Annotated in this window: 20 protein-coding genes, 1 tRNA gene and 1 pseudogene; 7 read left to right on the top strand and 15 right to left on the bottom strand. The window is 41.9% G+C overall.

Going from position 1 to position 23164, the window contains the following annotated elements; all coding sequences use genetic code 11:
- Nucleotides 1–13 precede the first annotated feature (13 nt).
- Nucleotides 14–3143: pseudogene (locus NXV01_RS11560) on the bottom strand (SusC/RagA family TonB-linked outer membrane protein).
- Between the two features lie 108 nt (nucleotides 3144–3251).
- Between NXV01_RS11560 and NXV01_RS11555 the strand changes: the two are divergent.
- The 3 genes from NXV01_RS11555 (at nucleotide 3252) to NXV01_RS11545 (ending at nucleotide 4370) form a co-directional block, all read left to right on the top strand.
- On the top strand, nucleotides 3252–3830 hold the full coding sequence (locus NXV01_RS11555; RefSeq protein ID WP_117932454.1) for a uracil-DNA glycosylase family protein: 579 nt from the start codon (nucleotides 3252–3254) through the stop codon (nucleotides 3828–3830).
- 48 nt (nucleotides 3831–3878) lie between these two features.
- Nucleotides 3879–4232, top strand: coding sequence for an arsenate reductase family protein (locus NXV01_RS11550; protein ID WP_148364464.1), 354 nt, complete (start codon nucleotides 3879–3881; stop codon nucleotides 4230–4232).
- A 65-nt stretch (nucleotides 4233–4297) separates the two neighbouring features.
- A tRNA-Trp gene (locus tag NXV01_RS11545) sits at nucleotides 4298–4370 on the top strand.
- Nucleotides 4371–4629: 259 nt separating this feature from the next.
- Here NXV01_RS11545 and NXV01_RS11540 read toward each other — a convergent pair.
- The gene (locus NXV01_RS11540; RefSeq protein ID WP_259022494.1) at nucleotides 4630–6480 is read right to left on the bottom strand and encodes a von Willebrand factor type A domain-containing protein; all 1851 of its coding nucleotides are present in this window, start codon (nucleotides 6478–6480) and stop codon (nucleotides 4630–4632) included.
- Nucleotides 6481–6630: 150 nt separating this feature from the next.
- On the opposite strand from NXV01_RS11540, the gene NXV01_RS11535 reads away from it, so the two are divergent.
- Both NXV01_RS11535 and NXV01_RS11530 read left to right on the top strand, forming a co-directional pair.
- Nucleotides 6631–7203: an RNA polymerase sigma factor gene (locus tag NXV01_RS11535; protein ID WP_259022493.1), complete on the top strand. Its 573-nt coding sequence runs from the start codon at nucleotides 6631–6633 to the stop codon at nucleotides 7201–7203.
- The gene (locus NXV01_RS11530; RefSeq protein WP_259022491.1) at nucleotides 7200–8447 is read left to right on the top strand and encodes a carboxypeptidase-like regulatory domain-containing protein; all 1248 of its coding nucleotides are present in this window, start codon (nucleotides 7200–7202) and stop codon (nucleotides 8445–8447) included. The genes NXV01_RS11535 and NXV01_RS11530 overlap by 4 nt, the downstream gene beginning before the upstream one ends.
- 25 nt (nucleotides 8448–8472) lie before the next feature.
- Here NXV01_RS11530 and NXV01_RS11525 read toward each other — a convergent pair whose 3' ends face one another.
- The 6 genes from NXV01_RS11525 to NXV01_RS11500 all read right to left on the bottom strand — a co-directional run bounded on the left by NXV01_RS11525 (nucleotide 8473) and on the right by NXV01_RS11500 (nucleotide 13156).
- Nucleotides 8473–9345 (bottom strand): pyridoxamine kinase, encoded by an 873-nt coding sequence (locus NXV01_RS11525; RefSeq protein ID WP_148364460.1) that lies wholly within the window; start codon nucleotides 9343–9345, stop codon nucleotides 8473–8475.
- A 135-nt stretch (nucleotides 9346–9480) separates the two neighbouring features.
- Nucleotides 9481–10062, bottom strand: a complete 582-nt coding sequence (locus tag NXV01_RS11520) for an LUD domain-containing protein (RefSeq protein WP_195650569.1) — start codon at nucleotides 10060–10062, stop codon at nucleotides 9481–9483.
- The gene (locus NXV01_RS11515) at nucleotides 10059–11444 is read right to left on the bottom strand and encodes a lactate utilization protein B (RefSeq protein WP_195650570.1); all 1386 of its coding nucleotides are present in this window, start codon (nucleotides 11442–11444) and stop codon (nucleotides 10059–10061) included. The genes NXV01_RS11520 and NXV01_RS11515 overlap by 4 nt, the downstream gene beginning before the upstream one ends.
- The gene (locus NXV01_RS11510; protein ID WP_148364457.1) at nucleotides 11441–12181 is read right to left on the bottom strand and encodes a (Fe-S)-binding protein; all 741 of its coding nucleotides are present in this window, start codon (nucleotides 12179–12181) and stop codon (nucleotides 11441–11443) included. Before NXV01_RS11510 ends, NXV01_RS11515 begins: the two co-directional genes overlap by 4 nt.
- Before the next feature lie 52 nt (nucleotides 12182–12233).
- Nucleotides 12234–12779: a radical SAM protein gene (locus NXV01_RS11505; protein ID WP_117936630.1), complete on the bottom strand. Its 546-nt coding sequence runs from the start codon at nucleotides 12777–12779 to the stop codon at nucleotides 12234–12236.
- 20 nt (nucleotides 12780–12799) lie between these two features.
- Nucleotides 12800–13156, bottom strand: coding sequence for a 6-carboxytetrahydropterin synthase (locus tag NXV01_RS11500; RefSeq protein WP_117936628.1), 357 nt, complete (start codon nucleotides 13154–13156; stop codon nucleotides 12800–12802).
- 129 nt (nucleotides 13157–13285) lie between these two features.
- Between NXV01_RS11500 and NXV01_RS11495 the strand changes: the two genes are divergently transcribed.
- Nucleotides 13286–13645: a YbaN family protein gene (locus NXV01_RS11495; RefSeq protein WP_004301938.1), complete on the top strand. Its 360-nt coding sequence runs from the start codon at nucleotides 13286–13288 to the stop codon at nucleotides 13643–13645.
- On the opposite strand, the gene NXV01_RS11490 is transcribed toward NXV01_RS11495, so the two are convergent.
- From NXV01_RS11490 to NXV01_RS11480, 3 genes are all read right to left on the bottom strand, one after another.
- The gene (locus NXV01_RS11490; RefSeq protein ID WP_217723164.1) at nucleotides 13615–14181 is read right to left on the bottom strand and encodes a nucleosidase; all 567 of its coding nucleotides are present in this window, start codon (nucleotides 14179–14181) and stop codon (nucleotides 13615–13617) included. The two genes, NXV01_RS11495 and NXV01_RS11490, sit on opposite strands and share 31 nt — an antisense overlap.
- Before the next feature lie 122 nt (nucleotides 14182–14303).
- Nucleotides 14304–14576, bottom strand: coding sequence for a DUF4172 domain-containing protein (locus NXV01_RS11485; protein WP_259022490.1), 273 nt, complete (start codon nucleotides 14574–14576; stop codon nucleotides 14304–14306).
- Between the two features lie 139 nt (nucleotides 14577–14715).
- Nucleotides 14716–14949, bottom strand: a complete 234-nt coding sequence (locus NXV01_RS11480) for a hypothetical protein (protein ID WP_259022489.1) — start codon at nucleotides 14947–14949, stop codon at nucleotides 14716–14718.
- Nucleotides 14950–14969: 20 nt separating this feature from the next.
- Between NXV01_RS11480 and NXV01_RS11475 the strand changes: the two genes are divergently transcribed.
- Nucleotides 14970–15488 carry a leucine-rich repeat domain-containing protein gene (locus NXV01_RS11475; protein ID WP_409012952.1) on the top strand — a complete coding sequence of 173 codons (519 nt, stop codon included), beginning with the start codon at nucleotides 14970–14972 and terminating at the stop codon, nucleotides 15486–15488.
- Nucleotides 15489–15583: 95 nt separating this feature from the next.
- On the opposite strand, the gene NXV01_RS11470 is transcribed toward NXV01_RS11475, so the two are convergent.
- The 4 genes from NXV01_RS11470 to NXV01_RS11455 are packed head-to-tail and all read right to left on the bottom strand — an operon-like array spanning nucleotide 15584 to nucleotide 23164.
- Entirely contained in the window at nucleotides 15584–21814 is a 6231-nt protein-coding gene (locus NXV01_RS11470; RefSeq protein WP_259022487.1) for a leucine-rich repeat domain-containing protein, read from the bottom strand.
- A gap of 5 nt (nucleotides 21815–21819) precedes the next feature.
- Nucleotides 21820–22206: a hypothetical protein gene (locus NXV01_RS11465; RefSeq protein ID WP_258979785.1), complete on the bottom strand. Its 387-nt coding sequence runs from the start codon at nucleotides 22204–22206 to the stop codon at nucleotides 21820–21822.
- Nucleotides 22203–22793 (bottom strand): N-acetylmuramoyl-L-alanine amidase, encoded by a 591-nt coding sequence (locus NXV01_RS11460; protein ID WP_148364450.1) that lies wholly within the window; start codon nucleotides 22791–22793, stop codon nucleotides 22203–22205. Before NXV01_RS11460 ends, NXV01_RS11465 begins: the two co-directional genes overlap by 4 nt.
- The gene (locus NXV01_RS11455) at nucleotides 22790–23164 is read right to left on the bottom strand and encodes a hypothetical protein (protein ID WP_148364449.1); all 375 of its coding nucleotides are present in this window, start codon (nucleotides 23162–23164) and stop codon (nucleotides 22790–22792) included. Before NXV01_RS11455 ends, NXV01_RS11460 begins: the two co-directional genes overlap by 4 nt.

Genomic DNA, 23164 nt, shown 5'->3' with positions numbered 1-23164 from the left:
CTCTCTCTTACCTTTAAAATTCACATTTCAGAGTAAAGCCCAGACTACGGGTCGTAGGCATTCCGAACACTTCAATTCCTTGATTATCATTTCCGGTAGAAAGTACCAGATCCGGATCAAAAGGAGCTTCCTTATACAAGAAACATAGATTGCGGGCTACAAACGAAAGCTGAACATCTTTCAGCACCTTCGTTTTCTGTATCCACTTCTTGGAGAAATTATAGCTCAAAGATACTTCACGCAACCGCAAGTTGGTAGCATCATACATATAATACTCCGTCACCCCGGCACGCCCGCCTACTATTTTATAGAATCCTTTCACATCGTTTATACGCTGACCGTCGAGCATTACATATCCCCTGTCACGCGCATCAGCCGTTATTTCAGATACTCCATAAAGATCCATTTCCGCCTGCGTCTGCGAAAGGACTTTACCTCCGTAACGCCAATCAAGCAGAAAATAAAGGGTGAAACCTTTGTAAGAGAACGTATGATCCCATCCCATCATAAAGACAGGGTTGGCATTTCCCACTTTCACCGTATTCCCATCGCCCTCCACTAATGGAAGTCCTTTATTATCACCCTCTGTTTCGTAGACAATATTGCCTGCATCATCACGCACAAAGGCCTTACCATAAATATCACCGATAGAACCGCCTTTAATAAGTTTCATAGCATAACTGGAAGAAAAGCTCGTAGGTCCGTAGACTAATTCTTTCAGCTCATCGTGCAATTTCACTATCTTATTCTTGTTGGTAGAGAAGTTTACGGAAGTTTTCCAAGTAAAACTAGGAGTTAATATGGGAGTCCCATTCAACGTCACTTCCCATCCCCGATTCTGAATATTTCCTGCATTTACATATCGATAAGCATACTTATCCCCTGCAAGTGCAGGCAGTTTGAAAAACTGATTGTAAGTATTGGTACGATAATAAGTCAGATTAATACCCAAACGGTGTTGGAAGAATCTCCATTCTGTTCCAAATTCCATTGCATGAGTCATTTCCGGCTCCATTTCTTTGAAAGGTGCGGCATCATTCGCCTGTATCTCGCCACCGGCATTAATCTGCGAAGAGGGATTAGTGATATGCGGAGGAATATCATTTCCTACTTTACTGTAAGCGCCACGCAATTTAGCGAAAGAAACCCATTCGGGTAACTTCACCCATTTATCAAGTAGTATGGAGAGCCCTACAGAAGGATAAGCAAATCCGGTTTTTTCATGGCTGGTATAAGACAAGGTTGACGCCCAGTCATTACGGGCCGTCAAATCAAGGAACAATTTCTCCTTATAACCGATCTGTGCCGTACCGAATATAGATTGCAACTGACGATGCTCATCTATTTTCTGGTCAATACTGGCAGAACTGTTCATAACGATATTGGCAATATTAAACACATTAGCAAATTTCAAAGAAGCATTCTTCGAATCATAACGGGTAGAATTTCTGATTCGGTCATTTATACTACCACCAATCGCCGCATCCAGTGTAAAATCCCCCCAGGTTTTCTTCACCATCGCCATGACATCACCATACATCTGCGTTTCCTGATAATCCATCTCAACATATCGTCCGTTCGCTCCACACAGAGCGGTGGCGGTAGACGCATAGAATTTTTGGCGCAACTTATCCGCCCAGTAATCCATGTTGCCACGGGCTTGAATCGTCAGCCATTCATTAACTTTAAAGTTTGCTGAAAGAGAAAGGATAACGCGCGTACGTGTTTCTTTACTTTGTATACGGTTCGTTATCCAGTATGGATTCTGTTCGAAGTCTTCGGTAAACGTATGCCAATTCTGCACACCCAGTTTCCGTTCTTCGTCATAGGTTTCAAAATGATCTTTATAATAAGACAGATCCTCCCCACGAGGGAAACGATAAAGCCCTACCAATGGATTCATATAGAAACCTCCCGATACCGGCTTATTCTCGACGGTCTGTTTCATGACATTTACACTACCATCCAGTTTCAGACGTTTGTCGAACATGGTAGCCGTCTCACGCAAGTTTATATTATGCTTTTTCAGTTTATTCTTGTCGATAATCCCCTTTCCGGTAGTATTGGCATAGGAGAAATAAGTTTGCAGGTTTTCATTTCCATAACTGATAGATACGGAAGTCATCGAAGTCAATCCGGTACGGAAAAAGTCATTCAGATTATCATAAGCCATCAGATTCTCTTTCTCGCCCCAACTGTCTACCACATCACTGACACCATAACGATTCTGCATTTTAGGCATACTGAATGCTTTCTCGAAAGTGAGTCCCGTAGAAAAATTAATATTCCTTTGTCCGACAGAGTTTCCTTTTTTAGTCGTAATAAGAATCACTCCGTTAGCAGCCATGCTACCATATAAAGCCGCAGCAGGAGCACCTTTCAGAATACTGATACTTTCCACATCTTCCGGATTCAGGTTAGAGATTCCGTCTCCTCCATCACGATTTCCTGCATTTGCCGTCCCCCCAATAGCCGAATAAGCCTGTTCGGAAGAGGTGTTCGACATCGGTACTCCATCTATTACATAAAGCGGTTGATTATCCCCGGATACAGAACGGATTCCCCGGAGACTGACTTTTGCGGAACCACCCATACCGGAAGAATTCTTATTGATTTGTACACCGGCAGCTTTTCCCGCTAAGGCAGTAATCATATTTATTTCTTTCACCCGATTCAGTTCCTCTCCCTTGATTTTCTGCACAGAATAAGCTAATGAAGCTTCATCCTTTTCAAGTCCCAAGGCCGTTACAATGACATGATCAAGCATCACCGCATCTTCCTGAAGACGTATTTCAAGCACATTCCGACCTGTCACATTGACATCTACAGTCTTGTAACCCACAAAAGAAACCTGTAAGACAGCACTATCCGGCACAGATAAAAAGAACTTTCCATCAATATCGGTCACAGTACCATTGGTTCCCCCCCCTTTCGCGTATTGTAGCACCGATCAGTGGTTCACCATAGATATCAATTACACGCCCTCTCACGGTATTATGATCAGAAGGAACTTCTATCGTCCCTCTTAACGCTTGTTGCTCCGAAGCATAACAATTTCCTCCCGCCAGGAAAAATAGGCCTATTAAGAAGCAACTCACAAAAACTTCTTTTTTCAATGATATAATAAAATATTGTTTGTTCATCACGCCGCAAAAATAACTAATTATTTTAAATCTAGCATTTTTTCTCATTGATTTTGAGGGAAATAAACATTATCACTATTTTTGTACGAAATTAAAATGAAAGGAATTATGGAAATCGAAACACATCCGCTAGAACCGTTTCTCCCAGCGAAATCAAAACTTCTGATGCTAGGAAGTTTTCCGCCACAGAAAAAACGTTGGTCTATGGAGTTTTACTACCCGAACCTAAACAACGACATGTGGCGTATATATGGGATTTTATTCTTTAATGATAAGAATCACTTTCTAAATTCGACACTAAAATCGTTCTGTCGCGAGCAAATCATAGACTTTTTGAACGAAAAGGGGATTGCCCTATTTGATACCGCTTCATCCATTCGCCGGTTGCAGGATAATGCATCGGACAAGTTTCTTGAAGTAGTGGAAGCTACCGATGTTGCAGCATTACTGCGGCAACTTCCCGAATGCAAAGCAATCGTCACCACAGGCCAAAAAGCAACGGACACTCTTCGACAGCAATTCGACATAGAAGAGCCCAAAGTAGGTGATTACTCCGAATTTGTTTTCGAAGGACGTGCCATGCGGCTTTACCGGATGCCCTCATCATCAAGGGCGTATCCATTAGCATTGGACAAGAAAGCGGCCGCTTACCGGATTATGTTTCAGGATTTACAGATATTGAAGTGAAGTTCAAGTATTAAGTATAAAATATCAAATATTAAATTATAAATGAATATGGCAACATTATTTTTGCAGTACCCGGCATGCAGCACATGCCAAAAAGCCAAGAAATGGTTAACAGAAAATAACATTGAGTTTACCAACCGCTTAATCGTAGAAGAAAATCCTACGGTGGAAGAATTAAAGGCATGGATTCCGCGCAGCGGTCTGCCAGTGAAGAAATTCTTCAACACGAGCGGATTAGTATATAAAGAGCTGAAACTAAGCGAGAAGCTACCTACAATGAGTGAGGAAGAACAGATAGCACTATTGGCAACTAACGGTAAATTGGTGAAACGCCCATTGGTAGTGACAGACAGCTTCGTTCTGGTCGGTTTTAAGCCCGATGAGTGGGAAAAATTAAAATAATTCAAAACTTATTTACCCGAATGTTTGGAGATTCAGAAGTTTCTACTACCTTTGCAGCCGCAAACACGGGAGTAGCTCAGTTGGTAGAGCACCGGTCTCCAAAACCGGGTGTCGGGAGTTCGAGCCTCTCCTCCCGTGCAGAGTTAAATAGCTGTAAACGATAAGTTTACGGCTATTTTTCGTTTCAAGTCGGACGAAATTCGGACGAAAGAAATGATAGTGACGCTATCCGACAAAGATAGTGACGGTATACAACAGCGATAGCGTCACTATCCCGAACATATACCGTCACTATCATTTTCTACGATTATCCATCTGGAATTCTACGTTCATTCATATCTGCGAATCTTACGCATAGTCACATAGCGTACACTCACAATGACTCCTGCCCGATTTCCTAGTTCTTATTCGTTCTTTCCAATCCCTTGGCAGCCTCAACCAGACGAATGAATTCTCTTCTATATCCTTTATCATCATTATTCAGTCCCTGTTTGGCCAGATTAATCACTTTATCGTAACTGGCATTTCCTTTGAAATCAGAGTCCCGAAGCAGCTGTCCGAACATAGCCACTGCAGAAGCAAAGCGGAAATCGGAAGAAACATTATTATCTTTATTATCAACGAAAGAAAGTTCCATTTTCTTGCTGACATCTTTATCCGGAGCTTTATAACGCAGTTTCACAGTCAGGAGATCATTAGAGCCTGTCGGTTTCACTGCCACTTTCTCTTTCTTCTGATATTTCAGATCATCTATTTTACCCACATATTCATTCTTTGCACCGGTAGGAATCACTTCGTAAAAAGCAGTTACCGTATGTCCCGCACCCATATCTCCGGCATCTTTAGCATCATTATTAAAGTCTTCGTCTTTCAACAGACGGCTTTCGTAACCAATCAAACGATACGCCTGCACTTGGGAAGGATTAAATTCCACTTGCAGTTTGACGTCTTTCGCCACCGTATGCAATGTAGCACCGAATTCGCCTACTAAAACACGGTTGGCTTCCTGCAAGTTATCTATATAAGCATGATTACCGTTTCCCTTTTCTGCCAACACCTGAATCTTCTTATCTTTATAATTACCCATGCCATAACCTAATACGGTAAGGAACACTCCACTCTTACATTCTTTTTCAATCAATTGCTCCAATCCTTCGGCGGAAGAAACACCCACATTAAAATCACCGTCAGAGCAAAGTATGATACGGTTGTTGCCATTAGAGATAAAATTCTTCTTGGCTATTTTATACGCCAACAGGATACCCGCACCACCTGCCGTAGAACCACCTGCCGTTAATTCATCTATCGCTTCACGAATCTTCTGTTTGTCACTACCCGGAGTGGCCTCCAGTTTCACACCGGCACTGCCTGCATAAGTCACGATAGCTACTTTATCTTTATCCCGTAAGTTGTTTACTAACAATTTGAGAGATGATTTCACCAAATCCAACCGGTTGGCTCCCCACATAGAGCCAGAGACGTCAATCAGAAACACGAGGTTAGATGCAGGCAAATTATCCGTCGGAATTTCTTTAGTTTTCAAGCCGATACGTACAAGACGATGATCCGCATTCCAGGGACAAGTTCCGGCTTCCATCGTGATTTTCACAGGATCACTTCCTGTCGGTTTCGGATAATCATAGGAAAAATAGTTCACTAATTCTTCCGTACGGATAGCATCTACAGGAGGCAATTCACCTTTATTGATAAAACGACGCATATTACTATAAGAAGCAGCATCTACATCAATAGAGAAAGTAGAAAGCGGAGCATCCGACACACTCTTAAATCCATTCTCCTGAATCTGCCCGTATTCTTCCGCATTTACAGCATCATACATGATTCCCGGTGTCGGACATACCGCCATATAAGCAGCAGACACCGATTTAGTAGCCTTTAGCTCATGCCCGTATCCTACCACTACACATTCTTCCAATGCCACATCATCAGCTTTCATCTTCACATCCAGCGTAGCCGATTTCACCACCCTTCTCTCTTGCTTATACCCGATATACTGAAACAACAACGTCTCCCCCTTCTTGGCCTGAATTGTGTACTGGCCCTTCATATTCGTTATTGCCCCCTTCGAAGTACCCTTGATCTGTACCGAACAACCTACAAGCGGATTTACATCCTTTGCATCCGTCACCGTACCCGACACAGTAATAACTTGCGCATTCATCCTACCTAAAGAAATAACCGCCATTAGCAGCACGAGCATCATCGCTCTGAATTGATTTGTTTTCATAACTTCTTATTTTAAAATGTTACTATTAGTTCGCTTTTATTATAGAGATGCACATTTCACACAAATTCCATAAAAGCATCAAACTTTTTTTTATTTTTAGTCTTACAGTTGTTATTTTTAGTCTCAATCTCTATCTTTGGCAATCAATAGATGTTGTTTTTCAAAAGAAAAATATTAAAACTATCGGACGAGGAATTACTAATACATTATACGAAGTCCGGTGATACGGAATATTTCGGCGAATTATATAACCGATATATCCCGTTACTATACGGACTTTGCCTGAAATATCTGCATGATGAAGACCGGGCACAGGAGGCGGTCATGCAGTTGTTTGAAGATTTATTGCCTAAACTGGGAAATTATGAGATAAAAGTGTTCAAGCCATGGCTCTACCGGGTGGCAAAGAATCATTGCCTGCAACTTTTACGAAAGGAAAATAAAGAAATTACGTTAGATTATACCGTTAATGTTATGGAATCCGACGAATTTCTGCATCTATTAAGTGAGGAGGAAAGTTCGGAGGAACAACTAAAGGCATTACATCACTGTCTCGAAAAGTTGCCCGAAGAACAACGGACCAGCATTACGCATTTCTTTTTAGAAGAAATGTCGTATGCCGACATTGTGGAACAGACCGGATTTACTCTGAACAATGTGAAAAGCTATATCCAAAACGGAAAGCGAAACTTAAAAATTTGTATTAAGAAACAAGCCCTATGAAACTATTGGACTACATACGAGGACTCCGCAAAGGAAAAGAAGCACACCGGCTGGAAAAAGAGTCGATGCAAGACCCTTTCCTGGCTGATGCTATGGAGGGATACAACCAAGTGGAGGGAAATCACGAACAACGGATCGAGAAACTGCGGATGCAGGTTTCTGCTCATTCGGCAAAGAAAAAGAACACTTATGCTATCACCTGGAGTATCGCTGCGTGTCTGATTATCGGATTCGGTATCAGCAGTTATTTCCTGTTCCTGAAAAAGAGCATGACAGATGAAGTGTTTATCGCTGAAGAGTCTGTTCCTGCAAAGTTGCCTGAAGCTGCAACACCGGCAACTCCTACAAATCCGGCGACTCCGGCAGCTCCTGCAACCCCGCGAAAGGAAATCGCACTGGCTGCCACAAAGGTAAAAACGGATTCTACCCCTATTTCCGAAATTGCTGTGAAACAAGCGGATAAAAAGGATATGATTGCCAAAAAACAAACTGCTCCTACCGCTAAAAGTGCATCCGCAGTAATAGAACCGATGATGGAGGAAGCCTTGGAGCAGCCTGCTGAATTGCAAGAGGTAGCAGCAACAATGGATACTTCCGAGTCCGCTTCCGACAAGAAAATGAGAATGGCTAAAGTGGTGACTATTCCCAACAGTAACATTATTCAGGGAAAAGTGACCAATGAAAAAGGAGAACCGATCATCGGGGCCAGTGTGGCATATAAAGGGACAAATATCGGAACCATTACGAATATGAACGGGGAGTTTTCGCTGGTTAAAAAGGAAGGTAAAAAACAGTTGACAGCGCAGTTCATCGGATACGATCCGGTAGAAATTCCGGTAGATACGAGCCAGACAATGCTCATTGCCATGAACGAAAACAAACAAACGCTTAACGAAGTGGTGGTAGTGGGATACGGAACAAATAAAAATAAGAAGTCGACAACCGTCGTGACGGCTAAGGAGCAGGCAGACAAAGATATTACTCCGCAACCCGTGATTGGTAAACGCAAATATCAGAAGTACCTGAAGGAGAATCTGGTTCGTCCGACGGATGAAAAATGCGCACAAGTGAAAGGGAAAGTGGTATTAACTTTCCTAGTTAACAAGGAAGGGCGTCCCTTCTACATCAAAGTAAAAGAGAGCCTCTGCGAATCTTCCGACAAGGAAGCCATCCGCCTGATTCAGGAAGGTCCGGACTGGATTTATGGCAATAAATCAGTGGAAATAACCGTCAAATTCGAATAGGACAAAAATTTGTGAATGTAAAAGATTAAATCAATTCATAACTGGCCATCTGTATCGGCATATCCAGATTGTGAAGTACTTTCTCCAACAGAATACCCTCCCGATTGTCATATTCATACCCGAAAGTGGCACGGATTCCTTGCAGGATAAATTGAGTGGCACGGTCTAATGCCATCGGCAAGCTGTCTCCCTGCATCAAAGAGCCGGTTATGACACTTGTAAAAGTATCTCCCGTACCGGGATAATGTGCAGGCAGATAAGGACAGGTCACTTTCCAGTAGCGGTTTCCCTGACGGTTATAAGCGTAGACAGACGTTTTATGGGGTTCATCATGCACGGGGACACTGGTTATGATAACCACTTGCGGACCTTTATCAGACAAAAGGCGAAGATATTCTTTCAGCTCTTCATCCGTGTTGTCTGCTTTATAGGGTTCATCCAATAAATAAAATAATTCCGTCAGATTGGGAGTAATCACATCTGCTTTGGTTATCAGGTGGCGCATTTCTTTCACCATCTTCCTATCAAAGTTAGTGTACAGCCGGCCGTTATCTCCCAACACCGGATCGGCAACTATCAGGCTATCCGGCTGGCGAAAGTCCTTGATAAAATCAGAAACAATCTGAATCTGTTTCGGAGAGCCCAGATATCCGGTGTAGATAGCATCAAACTTCACCTCCAGTTTCTTCCACTGGGCAATAATCTTCGGCATTTCGTCCGTCAGGTCGAGGAAGGAGAAACCGGGATATTGCGTATGGTTGGATAATACAGCCGTAGGAAGCGGACAAACCTGAAAGCCCATGGATGAAAGAATAGGAATAACGACAGTGAGAGACACGCGTCCCATTCCCGAAAGGTCATGAACGGCGGCTATTTTCTTTACTTTATTGGCATACATATCATTTAAATTTAAACATTTGACTACTCTTCTATGAACGGACCGGAACAGAGGCTCTATTTACAATAAACAGAAGTTCTGTTTATACCGAACAGAGGCTCTACTTCCTACCAATAGAGCCTCTGTTTTAAAACACTAGATTAATATCACTAATACGTCCCGTGCCCCATGTGCTCCCATCACCAATGCCTGCTCAATGTCGGCAGTCTTTGAAGGACCGGAGATGAATGTTCCGAATTGATATTCCTGTCCATCCAGTTCGCGGTAGGCATCATACATGGTATCCACTATTTTATTCCGGTCGAGCAGGATAACCAGCTTCTCCGAGATAAAATAAATAGCTTTATATTTCACCGTCTGCGGTATCCAAATAGCTCCGTTCTCGGCAACTCCTATTTCTCCTTTCACTACGGCTACATCGGTGCCATCCAACTCTTTCGGATCATCCAGATTGTCAGGATTGAATGTCGCGCAGGAAATATCCGGTAAGACGGAAGCAATGCGCATAGCATCCGGATAAGTCCGACGTATGACCGCATTCACATCTTCTCCTTCGCCCAATACCACTGCTGTGCCACCCACCGCACGACTGATTGCACAAAATTGTTCTATCTTATCAGGATACGACAATCGTTTCATATCCGCAATATCCGGTTTATCATAACGAGTTTGCGTATTCTTGCGAATACTGGCTAATATCTCTTCTCTGCTGCTCATTTGGATTCCTCCTTTCCCTGTACTTTGTTTTTCTTCCACATTTCATTGAACGACTCTTTGGCAAATTCCGGCAGTTCACGCCCTTTTCCCCAATCGTCGAGATCGTTGTATTTCATAAAACGGGGCAGACCGTTTACTACCGGAGCCGCCCACAAAGCAGCATTGAACAATGCCGGACGTTCCATCAGGAACTTCATGCCGCCGGACATGATCTTCTTTCCTGTATTGGCTTTTCCCAGTCCGTCCAAATCCTGACGCCACTTGTAAATCTGTTCGGCCAAATCAACTTTCACCGGACAAACATCAGAGCAGGACATACACAGGGAGCAGGCAGAAAGATTATCATAATATTTCTCCGGATCGTGAGCCATGCCCAGATTGATACCGATAGGTCCGGGAATGAAATAGGTATAAGAGTATCCCCCACTCCGGCGATATACCGGGCAGGTATTCATACACGCACCACAACGGATGCAATTCAGTGTCTTGATATGATCGGGCTTGGAAAGCAATGTACTTCGGCCGTTATCTACAATGATGATATGATATTCACCGCCTTCGCGGGGACGGCGGTAATGGGAAGTGTAGGTGGTCACCGGTTGTCCGGTAGCCGAACGGGCAAGCAATCGAGTGAATACGCCCAGTGCATCCAAATCCGGAACAATCTTTTCCATACCGAAAGCGGCGATGTTCAATTTCGGATAGGAAGTACCCATATCAGCGTTTCCCTCATTCGTGCAGACTACGATGTCACCGGTTGAAGCTACGGCAAAGTTGGCCCCTGTCATAGCGGCTTCGGCATTCAGGAAGAGAGGTCGCAGGTTCTTACGTGCCGCATGAGTCAGGTAGGTAGGGTCGAAGTTTCCTTCCTCGGTTCCCATCTCCTTTTCGAAAAGTTCGCCTACCTGTTCCCGTTTGATGTGGATGGCAGGCAGTACGATGTGACTCGGTTCGAGATGCATCAGTTGCAGGATGCGTTCGCCCAAATCGGACTCTACGACATCAATGCCCCGCTCCATCAGGAAAGGATTCAGTCCGCACTCTTCGGCAAGCATGGATTTACTCTTGATGAAATGATGCACATTATGTTCATTCAATATCTCATAGACAATGGCGCAGTATTCATCGGCATCTTTTGCCCAATGCACAATGGCACCGTTGGCGGTAGCGTTCTTCTCGAACTCCAGCAGAAGTTCTTCGAGGTGGCTGTTGGAATATAGTTTCAGTTCGCAAGCCTTGTTGCGCAACTCTTCCCATTCGGGAACTTCCTTGCTCATCTTATCCCTTTTGGCACGGACCATCCAAAGGGTCTCATTATGCCATGCTGCCATCTTGCTGTCCTGCAAGAACTTCTCGGCAGCCTTTGAATGTTTTGTACTCATGATTGCGACGCTAGAATTTCTACAATATGGATAATCTGAATAGGCAGATGCTCCCGTTTGATAACACCTTGCATGTGCATCAGGCAGGAACTGTCCGCTCCGACAATATATTCGGCTCCGGTGGCCATGTGGTCTTTCACCTTATCACGCCCCATGCAGACGGAGACTGCCTGCTCTTCCACGGCAAACATTCCGCCAAAGCCGCAACACTCGTCAATATGGCTGGGTTCGAAAACTTCGATTCCTTCAACCAGATCGAGCAAATCACGCAATTTATTGTAATAAGGAATATTCAGTTCGGAGGGAGCCGAAATTAACAATTCACGCACCCCATGACAACTATTGTGAATACTAACCTTATGGGGAAAGCGTGCAGGAATCTTGGAAGGCTTCAGTACATCATGAATAAAATCACAAATGTCATAAATCTTTCCCGCGCTCTGACAAGCGTGTCCTTCTTTCTCTAAGATGCCCGGATGATTCTCTTTCACAAAGGCCACACAACTGGCGGAAGGACCGACTATGTAATCATACTTCCGGAACAAATCGTCAAAACGGAGTGCCAATTTCATCGATTCGTCTTCAAAACCGGCATTTGCCATCGGTTGTCCGCAACAGGTCTGATCCAACGGATAATCGACGTCTACTCCCAAACTTTTCAATAACTTATACGATGCCACTCCCACATTGGGATAAATAGCATTGATATAACAAGGAATAAACAAACCTACTTTCATAACTATATTATGTAATAATTTAAGCTTCCTCCGTATCACCCGTTTATTTTGTTCAACGGATGTCGATTAATTTGTGTGTTTGCAGGCTGAGTCTCCATTTGGGATGTCGCATTACACAGTCCACTGTCAAAGCAGTGTTATTACAAGAACAAGGCTGGAGGAAAAAATGTTCGGCAGGAAGTAGTTCAAAAATACTTATATCTTGTCCTTCATAGACAACTTTCACTTCGTCCATCCGGTCGATTGCCAGTTTTGCCCCTTGTTTGGGTGAGCAGGTCACCCAGTCGATAGATGCCGGTAAGGGGTGTGTACCGTTGGTTTCGATGGTCACATATTTACCGGCCTGATGCAAAAGGTCGATCAATTGGTCGTCTATCCATAAGGAAGGTTCGCCACCTGTGAGGACAACGGTAACGGCTGGATATTTTTTCACTTCGGTGATAATTTCTTCATCGGTCATCATGGTCCCTTCTTCGTGTTGTGTGTCGCAAAAGTCACATTTCAGGTTGCAGCCGGAGAAACGCACGAAGATGGCCGGAGTTCCGGTGTGGTAACCTTCGCCCTGCAAACTGTAAAAGATTTCATTAATCTTTCTCATCGTCATACTTGTTTAATTTGCTACTCTTGTCCTTCTGCGCTGGCGGAATCTTTCTCATAGATGACTATGTTTCCTTCCGATTCCTGCACCTCTACCTTATAGCATTGGGGAATCTGTTTGCACACCCACCGGGCGATATTCTCTGCTGTGGGATTGAACGGAAGTACTTCATTCAGATTTTGATGGTCGAGTTTTTCCATGACCACTTCTTTGATACGAGTGAAATCTACCACCATTCCTTCGGAGTTGAGCCGCATAGAACGGCAATAGACGGTAATAATCCAGTTGTGACCGTGTAAACTGGCGCATTTACTGCGATACGGGAGTACCAGCTTATGAGAAGCCGAGATCTCCATGCGTTTGATTACTGTAAACATGGGTGTATGTATTTTAATAGTTACACGCATCTAATGTCACCTCGATGCAACGACAAAGGTAATATAAAATAGAGTTTTCATTCAGCAAAGAGTGTTATTTTTTCCCTTTTTTTGCACTATCTTTGCCGCATGAAAACTCTGTATATTGTTTTAGGTAGTATATCTCTTGCACTCGGCATCCTCGGCATCTTTCTGCCGTTACTGCCTACTACCCCTTTTCTGTTACTCACCGCTGCCCTTTATTTCAAAGGGTCTCCCCGACTATATAACTGGCTGCTCAATCATCGGCACTTCGGTCCTTATATCCGCAATTACCGCGAAAACAAGGCGATCCCTCTTCGAGCCAAAGTAATCTCGCTCGTGCTGATGTGGGGAACTATGCTTTATTGCATTTTCTTCCTGATTCCTCTGATATGGGTAAAGATTCTCCTGGGACTGATTGCCGCAGGAGTCACTTATCATATTCTTTCTTTCAAGACATTGAAGTAATGTGATAGTCCCTGTCGGGCATCGGCAAGTTTATCTTCCCAATGTTTCACGGAGTTCTGACCAATAATGTCAGTCACATATTTCACGGAAATAAACGGAATTTCTTTCGAACGGCAAACGAATGCCTGTGCATAGGCTTCCATGTCTACGACATCTCCGCTAACATGGGTCAACTCGGTGAGGAAGCCATCTCCCGTGTTGCAGATTCCTTCTTCTGTCCAGTGCTTGCAATAACCTTTTTCTTCGAGCAAGGCCGATGAATCAATCTCACACTCCAATCCGAACTCTTTCATTTTCTGCATATCACGGTCTACGAACTTACGGCAGACAAAGATATCTCCTACCTGATGGTTGACTGTTCCGGCACTTCCGATATTGAGTACTAAGTCTGGTTGTACCTGGCGGATTGCTTCTGCCAGATGAAAAGCTGATTTTACTTTTCCAATACCTGTACGAATGTAATAAGGTTCTACATCCGGCCATTTAATCTCTACAAATTCGCCTTGGACGGCGTAGGTTACTAATATTTTCAACATGGGTTTCTTTATATCATAAAATAATTATTCAATGAGATATGCAAAATACTTATATACAATATCTTCAATCGACATTTCATTTTGTTCAAAACGTATTTTGTCCAATGAAGATATTCTTTCTTCTATTGTCTTTTGTCCTCTATATATAGTGGAAATCCGTCAATACAATGTGTCGGTTCTTTTGTATCAGGTACAGCTACACCTAATTTCCGTGCGACGGAAGAACGTACTTCCGCAGTATTTAATATGATTCCCTCTATTTCTGAAGATGACACAGAAAGATATCCGATAGCTTTGTTTGTCCGAGCTATCGGCTCCGACAAACAAGCAGCATTCCATCTGAACGACGTCCAATTTTCTATTTCATGAATAAACAGATCATTGGTTCTTTCCACAAAAATAGCTATTTAATTGGAGTTATAGACAAAGTTGCGGTTAAAATTGGAAAATAAGCCGCAGATTTTGCGGCTTATTTTCCAATTTTATGTTATGTTTTGAAGAATCTAATATCAGGTAATCCGAATACAATATGGATTAACTGATGACCTCATTTATATATTCCTCTGGAGCATTTATCTCAATATAATGTTCCGGCAACTCTAATAATGGCTCTGCAAGCCTTTCTCCATCAAGATAATAAGTGTACCCTAAATATATTTCAGGGCCAAAAATATTGCCATCAGATACTCGCTGCAGGACTTTTCCTTCCGAAGCGATCAAGTGAAAACTAGGAATATTGTCTCCTATGAAAATTCTTCTTTGTTCCATTTTATTTTAATTTACATTTTATTACCAAGTCCAAAGGGAACTCGGTTATTACGTCCTTTGATGAACTTAAATACTTTGTTAATTCAGAAATTGTATATACTGGTTACACTGTAATTGGCCTGTCTTATGGAACCTTCCAAAACTGTGTAAACCTAGAAAGTATAACATTGATGCCCAATATTAAACATCTTGAAGGTGTCGTGTTTGCAGGATGCATATCTCTCAAACATGTAACAATACCAAACACAATTGAAAAAATAAATAATTCTATTTTTGACGGCTGCACATCTTTATTAACGGTAGAACTTCCATCCACATATATGCCAGAGGAATTCCCTGCTGGATTGTTTAAGGGTTGTTCTTCACTGACATCATTAATAGAAATACCAAACACTGTAACATCAATTGGACAGGCTGCCTTTATGAATTGCCATTCATTAAAAGGTGTAAAAATGAAGGGAACTACCCCTCCGACACTTGGATATGGCGTATTTAATGATACGACATTCCCAATATATGTCCCCAGGAGGAGCAGTTGATGCATATAAGTCTGCATCTGGTTGGACTTCTTTAGCATCCAGAATTATTGAATATTGACCATTTGATGTTTTCATATTATATAATTGGTAGAAAATTAGTATCCTACAATCCTAGAAGATACAGAGGTCCACCCGGAAGCTGATTTATATGTATTAACAGCTTCTTGGGGGACGTATATCGGAAAAGTTGCACCTTCAAATACAGCATAATCAAGTGTAGGTGGAATAGTTCCCAACATCTTTACACCAGCCAATGAACGGCAATTCATGAATGCCCTCATACCAATGGATGTGATTTTTTCAAGAATTACTATCAATGATGTTAGGGACACACAATTATTGAATATATCTGAAGGAAATTTAGTAATGGTTAAGCCTGACGGGATATTAACTGTTTTTAGTGATGTACAATTATAAAACAGATTATTATTTATTACTTCTATTGAACTGGGTATCGTCATGTGTTTGAGAGATATACATCCGGCAAAGACAGCTCCTTCAAGATGCTTAATGTTGGGCATTAATGTTACATTTTCTAGGTTAGTACAATCAGCAAAAGCTCCATAAGGCAATCCAATAGAATTTGGATCATTAGGGATTGCTTTTGAACCAGTAAAGTATTTAAGTTCATCAAAGGACGTAATAACCGAGTTCCCTTTGAACTTAGTACCTAAATTGGTTACCGAAGCAGCTTGTTCGACAGTTAACTCACCATTGCTACCCCAACTAGCTACACACATATTCTTTACAGTGGAATCTTTGAAATCAATATATGCCTTTCCGGTCATATTAAATAATATATTTGGATAATAGCTTTTTAAGCTATAAAGTTTATCCGGAGAATAATTAGCAGAACAATGCAATTCTCCTGCTAGAACAGGGATGATACTGTCATCTCTATTTCCTTCTTGATTAATCCCATGATAATCATTTTCTGCAAATGCAACAAGAGTGTTTAGAATCGAACCATCTCCATAAAAATTCTCTTCAAAACCTATCGCTCTAATATATCGAAGTGCATGACCACTTTTTGAATAAATTGAATCCAATGTTGAAAGCGTATGCCTGTTTTTATCACAGTTCTCCACCCAAAAATCTATTATTTCATCTTCGTTATTTATTTTCAATACGGCCTTAGAATACCCAACCATTCTTATTTTACTGGAACCACTATTATAAGTTACGCTTTCAAGATTATCAGTAGGGTCCGGCATTGCTTCAATTATGTCATCGGAGTCAATAATCAGATTTGTAATATACGAGCAGTCTGATAAATCTAAAACAATACTACTTCCTGTAAAAGCAGATGTCGCTAATATCTTCAATGTATCAGGAAGAGTTATGGTGTCTAACCTGGAACATCCTATAAACTCGTTAGTCAAAGAAGTAATTTTAGATAATACAAGTTCATTGAAAGACTTAATTTCTTTTCCCACAAAAACATTTCCCAATTCAGTAACCTCTCCCATTTGTCTCTCGCTTGTACCTATCCCATCACCAAAATGTGCCGCACATAATGATTGTACTAAATTGTCCATAAAACGGGTATAAAAGTCTCCAGATATGTTCAAGGCTAGTTTCTTGAACGTTTCCCGCAAAGATTCAACCGTATCTTTATATGCACTCGCATTGATATTAAGTGTGCCGTCAAGCACCGGAAGGTCATCCTCACCGGACAATCCCTCACTGCTCAAACCGCTATATGTACCATCCGACAAATCCACCAGTTTTTCTAGTATCAATGAATCTTCATACGATTCCTCGAAACCGACAGCTCTAATACGTTTAAGGGCATGGGCGGTACCTTGCTCTGCCTGTGCATCCATAATGCTGACAAGTAATTCCATCGGTCGCATTTGGATACAGTCAACAATGAAGAAGTCGCTAAGAACCGGTTTGCATAATTCTATTTTAACCCCGTCGTTTGTAAGAAGGGGGTAATTGGATAATAATAGATATTGGTTATGCGCACTGAACTCAATCAATTCAAGACCACCACCATTAGGCAGCTTAATTTGAGATAAAGAGGTTCCATCAGCATATACTTCCTTCAGATGTGTACAAGCCGACAAATTTAAGTTTCCGCTAAGAGTTGCAATATTAGATAATATCAACTTTTGCAATGATACGCAGTTCGAAATGGTTAAAGACGAAATGCTGATAACAACAGGCTCTGTTTTATGCCCCAAGCGTATATCACGAAGCATACGTCCCTGGATAATCATGGAGCCGGTTACATTCTTATTGTGCCAGTCTCCTATATCTTGCAAATAAGAAGCTCCCTGTATCGCATTTTGTTGGTCACCGGAGCCGGACAGTTCTATTTCCATTTCACATACTTCACCCGCTTTCGTCCTTTCTCCACGTATAATGGATGTGCCGTTGGCAATTGCCGGGTACATATCCATTGCAGGGGTCAGCCGGTACGTTATGGTATTTCCGGCTGCACGAACTGTAATGGTGTCCGTTCCATTCGCGGAGAATAACCCGAACGAATATTTTGACATCATATATAAGATACGCTTCGTGACCCATCGCTGTTCAGCAAGATAATGATCGCCCAATGATTGTGTGATCGGGTCCGTATCATTTGAATATCGTCCTTCATTGTATGCTAGTTTACCATATTCATAACAGTACTTCGCATCAGCATTGAAGGCATTTGCAGGAAAGTATTCCTGTGCCTGGTCGAAAAAGTACTTTTGATAAAATGCGTAAATTTTTTCAAGGTCATTACCAGATTTCAATCCTCCTAAAGCTTGCATACCCGTCATAGACTTGCGCATACTGGCAATCTTCTCTTCCGGGAAAGCGAGTTCCATCAAGTTAAAGAAATTGTTCGTCTCGCCATTCCATATTGCAGCTCCGGTTTCATCCAAGTCGTGCGTTTCAACGCTATATTTTTTATCAGGAAGACCGCGATTCGTTGTATCGAAACGAGTATCCGCATCGTCTACACGCCATCGCCACTTGGAAGTTATGGTACCGAAACAGTAGGGGTACGTATTTTTTGCACGTTCGTCAGTACCGGCATTGAACTCTACATTATTCATGAAAAACAAGCAGTCGTCAATCTCCCAATACAAAGGAGCTTCCAATCGGAATTTGGATATACGAGCGTTAATAAACAGGGCGTTCAGCTCGTCATTGCTCTTTCCTGTAAGATCGGACGCGGATAAGCCGTAACCATTACCCGCCAGTTGAGTGACTAAGTTTATTTGCCCTTCTCCGATATCAGAAGGCATAAATCTACCTTCTGCCGACTCAAAGTAGTAAACGTTGTATTGATTAATGTCATCCTGTTTAGCAATCCAGAATTCATAAGGCTCATTCTTGTAATCGGCAAGTCGGGCGTTCAGTTCTTCCAGCGTTCCATTGAAGGGACGCAACCTCGGGGAACACTGATATACAATGTTGTATGCCGGAATGAATCGTGAGATGTTTTCAGTTGTTCCTGCCGCAAAATTCCATGAATTCGCACCGTTGTATTGCCAGGCTTCTTTATCTTCATTATAAACGATATAAGGCTTATCCGGATTCCAGGGAACGCGGAAAAGAGTGCATAATGGAGAGTTGTCCGAACCTTCGATACTTATCATGTCAGGGTATGTATCCGTATTATAGCCGAAAGTGTCCGCATCTCCCTTATCAGGACCGAACGTATACAAACCACGGAAGATATATACTATTTCCCCTTCATCGTTAGTTTGTTTTTCAAAGCAGACAAAAGGTGCCTCCCATACTGATACACGAACTTTCTCATCGTTCTGCATCGCTTCATTAAGAATACCGACTTCGCGTACTAAATCAGTGTAAGAGTTAACAGCACCGATTTTATGAGACTGCATAGAGGAAGCGTAATTTTTCTTGGCAGTAAATTTGCGCCCTGCCGGGAGATTCGGTGTCATTGACCATTTGGCACCGGCTTTTGAAGTTGTGCCGTCAGCATAGATTATAACGGACAGTTTCTTGTCAAGCTGATAGCGGGTATTCCATATCCAGTATTTCATGGATGATGTACCCTGACCTTTGCCGGTTACGTTACTGATTGTGACATTCCATTCCGGGTGGTCATAGAAAAGAACTTCAAGATTACCGATACGTTGTGTCTGGTCGGCCATAGATGGAATTGTATTGTCAAACACCAATACATTGAATTGATCCTTCGTGTTCTCAAAGTCTATTTCTGAACCATGTGAGTCAAGAATGTCATTATCTTCCGTTTCCTGTAACTTTGAATCAGTGGTGACCAGCCAGTTGATGAGATTTCTTAGAACACCCTGTGATGTCAGACCTGAATTATATTCACGGATACCATAAACATCCACATCGGCATAATCCGATCCTATTACAATATTGCCGGAATGGGCAAAGTAATCGTTATCCTCATAGGTAAATTCGCGATTCTTTCTGCCATTAATATACAAGATACAAAGGTTTAGTTCACTATGACCATAGGCGTTTGGTAGAACAGTCAATGTCAGCCGTGTACGTTTTCCCTCAAAAGTATGCAGACTCTGTACGCTATCCTCTTTTAAAGATTGAGTATGCATAATGATATCGTCCGCATAAATATTAAGTCCGACAAACGAATCTCCGGAAGGACTGGAGATGGTAATGACAGGTTCGGAATAATCGGTAACATTGTCAATCTTATAATCTATTTCAAATGTTTTTCCAGTACGGGCACACTCTGCAGAAAAAGGGGCATAGTTCATCTCCAGCAATGAACCAGCCATTAACCGAAGCGCTCTGTTCCCGTCTTCGTCCGACTGCCATCCGTCATTACCCCAGTTCATGTTCTCCCAAAGACCGTCGATTACAGTACCGTCGATCTCATTGACAATCTCTTGCCTGTTTCCCTGCCGGTTAGAACGAGTTTTGGGGTTCATATAAAATACGGCTCCGGCAGTTGCGGAATATCCCAGGGAGTTGTTGACCGGAAAGGTGATGGAAAATGTTAATTCCGTTCCGTTATCGTCATGAATGTGCGTAACTATTTCAAAATCGGAATTATCCATAGTCTCAATTTCCATAGGGAATGAAAACGTATGTTTGGTTGAGCAGGCAATAGAATCTTCATTGGAAGTAAATACGCTTTCATCATTTTGTGTAATGATGAAACGGGCGGAAGTGTTGACATTGTCCCCGTCATACATGGAATAGTCAAATAAGATATTCTCGGTCCAGTTAGTAGCCTTCTGGAGGACATTATTTATTGCAATAAGTTTAGCTTGTTCTCCGGCCACAGCACAGATTACGTTGAATGAGACAGTCTTTGTTTTAATTGTCCCGTCCAAGTTGGAAATATATGCGGATATATTATATACTCCCGTAGTTCCCGGATGGACAACAGAGTAATTATATGCGGTTTCAGTATATATGGACGTGCCCAGAGGAACCTGATAAGATTCATTATAGCCGTTTCCTGTAACGTTGACATATAAAGTTTTAGCAATGTTACCGCCAATGTTTAATGGTAAAGTGATATAACCGGTATAAGCGGTCCACCATTTAAAGTTATCAGCACTTATGGATAGTGAAGTAAGTTGCACTGTATATACAAAAGCCGGGGTTGATTCCTCTGTCACTTCTCCGGTAACCTTCACCATGACGTTATTTGCACCCGAAGACAAATACTCTGCAATGTCAACCTTAATCGAAACGGCAGAAGGTATATACATCTCCTTGACTACTACGTACTCGGAATTTACTGTATTTTTAACAGATATTTGTAACAGCCCTCTCTCCCCCGTATTTTCGTAAGGGTCACTAATACTATATCGTTCCTGAGATACGAATGTTAAATCTAAAATACATGGATCTCCTTTACTGGCAGACAGGTTTTTTGAGTCCAAGTTATTTACCACACGAATATTACGTTGCACCTTATCACCTCCTGACATGGAAACAATAAAGCCAACTAAATCATCAAATGTCTTAATAGTAGTACCGTCCGTCATTTCTCCAGTGGGAATAAACATCTCCGATGCGGGAATCCACCTATCATCCTGCTTAACTAAGACAGAACCATTCCGGGGATCTTCTGTAAATTCAACATCCTCCAATTCGCTCAATTTAGCTACTCCTTTGGACTCTTCCCATTCACCATCACCTTTATAATGATACTCTTTACCCTCTGATACTACATAAACTTTACAACCTACGCGAAGACGCTCTTCAGGAAGAGAATCACGTTCTTCCAACGTTGAGACTTCCTTATATCCTCCCTTACCATATTTACTATCATGGGTTGGATATTTATCTTCATCAGTGCCCGGAACAATAGGAGCATATATATTTGTTCCTTTCAATTCTTCACTCATATCTACTACATTTTTAAGTTTTTCAATTTTACTATCACAATTATAATCATCACCAACATGGCAGTACCTCCAAAATCCAGTTTGAACTGTTGCCATTTAGACAGTTGCTTCTCCACCGGATAAGGAATCTGTATCGAATCTACCTTCATTAAAGTATCTGTTCTGTTTACGTACTGATATCTATACAAATACTTGTATTTATACTCACATACAGTATCTCCTTTCACTATCACATATACACTGTCACGATGATATATGCTGTCATATCGGATACTATCACGAGCCCGGTATTCGGTTCTTATCGTCTCGACAGGAATATATTGGGTTCTACAAGAGCTCAACCATCCCCCCAACGTGATAAGAATAAACAATATGCATGGAAGTAGCTTCATCTCTTATTTTTTTTCAAGTAATCTATTATTCCATCCACATGAATTTGTGTAACCATTAGTTTACCTTCATCAGATAATAAATATTCGACATCCTCCTTATTATCTTGAAAGAAGTTCTCCGTCAGTATAGCCGGACAAACTGTATCCCGACATATAGCAAGATTTTGCATCCAGAATAATTGTCCGGGCATTGGCTGACGAACAAAAACATCTTTTTTAATAGCTGTTTCCCCTAAACATACAGCCAAGCTCTTGCTATTCACTGATGCATTATTAGATACAAATACACTCCATCCATGCGCAGACAGCCAATCTGAACCGGAACCGGCAGCATTGCAATGGATAGAAACTAATATAGCATTACCTCCGGTTTCTCTATAAATCGTATTTGCACGCCTACATCGTACAGATAAAGGTATATCTACCATTTCTTTAACGATCCTTTCGGCATCTATCCCTTTATTTCTCAATCCGATTATTACCATACCAGCAATCCTTCTTGTATATTCCCATTCTCTCAATCTTCCATCCGGTGAACGCTTACCGGGAGTATTCTCACCATGTCCGTTATCAATCAATACTTTCATTGTTGCACCTCCTTTATTCTATTTTTAAATTTAGGTGGAATTCTTTTCAGACATTCCCATAAATCGCATCTACTCAATTCTGCTTCTTTAAGTTGCAATTCTGCCACATATCTTTTATGTATATCTTCCAAATGAGCAGATTGCTCCTCTCGAAGTTCAACATAAATAGCATCAATCTTCGCATCCCGTTGAGCAATACGTTCCTCCAACCAGGCAACTTGATTACGTTCATTCTCATTCTCTGCCGCATCTGCCGCTGCATCCTCTTTCCTTGCGTCAGTCTTCCGATTAACGTAAAAGTTAACCATCCACTTGATTGCTTCCAAACCTCCTAAAGCTCCGAGTATAGTTAGCCAGTCGTTTAGTTCCAT

This window comes from Bacteroides sp. BFG-606 (assembly GCF_024788145.1).
GTDB classification, from domain to species: Bacteria; Bacteroidota; Bacteroidia; order Bacteroidales; family Bacteroidaceae; genus Bacteroides; species Bacteroides vicugnae.
Note: the sequence above shows the minus strand (reverse complement) of the source record. Positions and strands in the feature narration are given on the sequence as shown.

Excerpts from the sequence above, each read along its gene's own strand:
- NXV01_RS11555 (WP_117932454.1), top strand. The coding sequence starts at position 3,252 with ATGGAAATCGAAACACATCCGCTAGAACCGTTTCTCCCAGCGAAATCA.
- NXV01_RS11550 (WP_148364464.1), top strand. The coding sequence starts at position 3,879 with ATGGCAACATTATTTTTGCAGTACCCGGCATGCAGCACATGCCAAAAA.
- NXV01_RS11540 (WP_259022494.1), bottom strand. The coding sequence starts at position 6,480 with ATGAAAACAAATCAATTCAGAGCGATGATGCTCGTGCTGCTAATGGCG.
- NXV01_RS11535 (WP_259022493.1), top strand. The coding sequence starts at position 6,631 with ATGTTGTTTTTCAAAAGAAAAATATTAAAACTATCGGACGAGGAATTA.
- NXV01_RS11530 (WP_259022491.1), top strand. The coding sequence starts at position 7,200 with ATGAAACTATTGGACTACATACGAGGACTCCGCAAAGGAAAAGAAGCA.
- NXV01_RS11525 (WP_148364460.1), bottom strand. The coding sequence starts at position 9,345 with ATGTATGCCAATAAAGTAAAGAAAATAGCCGCCGTTCATGACCTTTCG.
- NXV01_RS11520 (WP_195650569.1), bottom strand. The coding sequence starts at position 10,062 with ATGAGCAGCAGAGAAGAGATATTAGCCAGTATTCGCAAGAATACGCAA.
- NXV01_RS11515 (WP_195650570.1), bottom strand. The coding sequence starts at position 11,444 with ATGAGTACAAAACATTCAAAGGCTGCCGAGAAGTTCTTGCAGGACAGC.
- NXV01_RS11510 (WP_148364457.1), bottom strand. The coding sequence starts at position 12,181 with ATGAAAGTAGGTTTGTTTATTCCTTGTTATATCAATGCTATTTATCCC.
- NXV01_RS11505 (WP_117936630.1), bottom strand. The coding sequence starts at position 12,779 with ATGAGAAAGATTAATGAAATCTTTTACAGTTTGCAGGGCGAAGGTTAC.
- NXV01_RS11500 (WP_117936628.1), bottom strand. The coding sequence starts at position 13,156 with ATGTTTACAGTAATCAAACGCATGGAGATCTCGGCTTCTCATAAGCTG.
- NXV01_RS11495 (WP_004301938.1), top strand. The coding sequence starts at position 13,286 with ATGAAAACTCTGTATATTGTTTTAGGTAGTATATCTCTTGCACTCGGC.
- NXV01_RS11490 (WP_217723164.1), bottom strand. The coding sequence starts at position 14,181 with ATGTTGAAAATATTAGTAACCTACGCCGTCCAAGGCGAATTTGTAGAG.
- NXV01_RS11480 (WP_259022489.1), bottom strand. The coding sequence starts at position 14,949 with ATGGAACAAAGAAGAATTTTCATAGGAGACAATATTCCTAGTTTTCAC.
- NXV01_RS11470 (WP_259022487.1), bottom strand. The coding sequence starts at position 21,814 with ATGAGTGAAGAATTGAAAGGAACAAATATATATGCTCCTATTGTTCCG.
- NXV01_RS11465 (WP_258979785.1), bottom strand. The coding sequence starts at position 22,206 with ATGAAGCTACTTCCATGCATATTGTTTATTCTTATCACGTTGGGGGGA.
- NXV01_RS11460 (WP_148364450.1), bottom strand. The coding sequence starts at position 22,793 with ATGAAAGTATTGATTGATAACGGACATGGTGAGAATACTCCCGGTAAG.
- NXV01_RS11455 (WP_148364449.1), bottom strand. The coding sequence starts at position 23,164 with ATGGAACTAAACGACTGGCTAACTATACTCGGAGCTTTAGGAGGTTTG.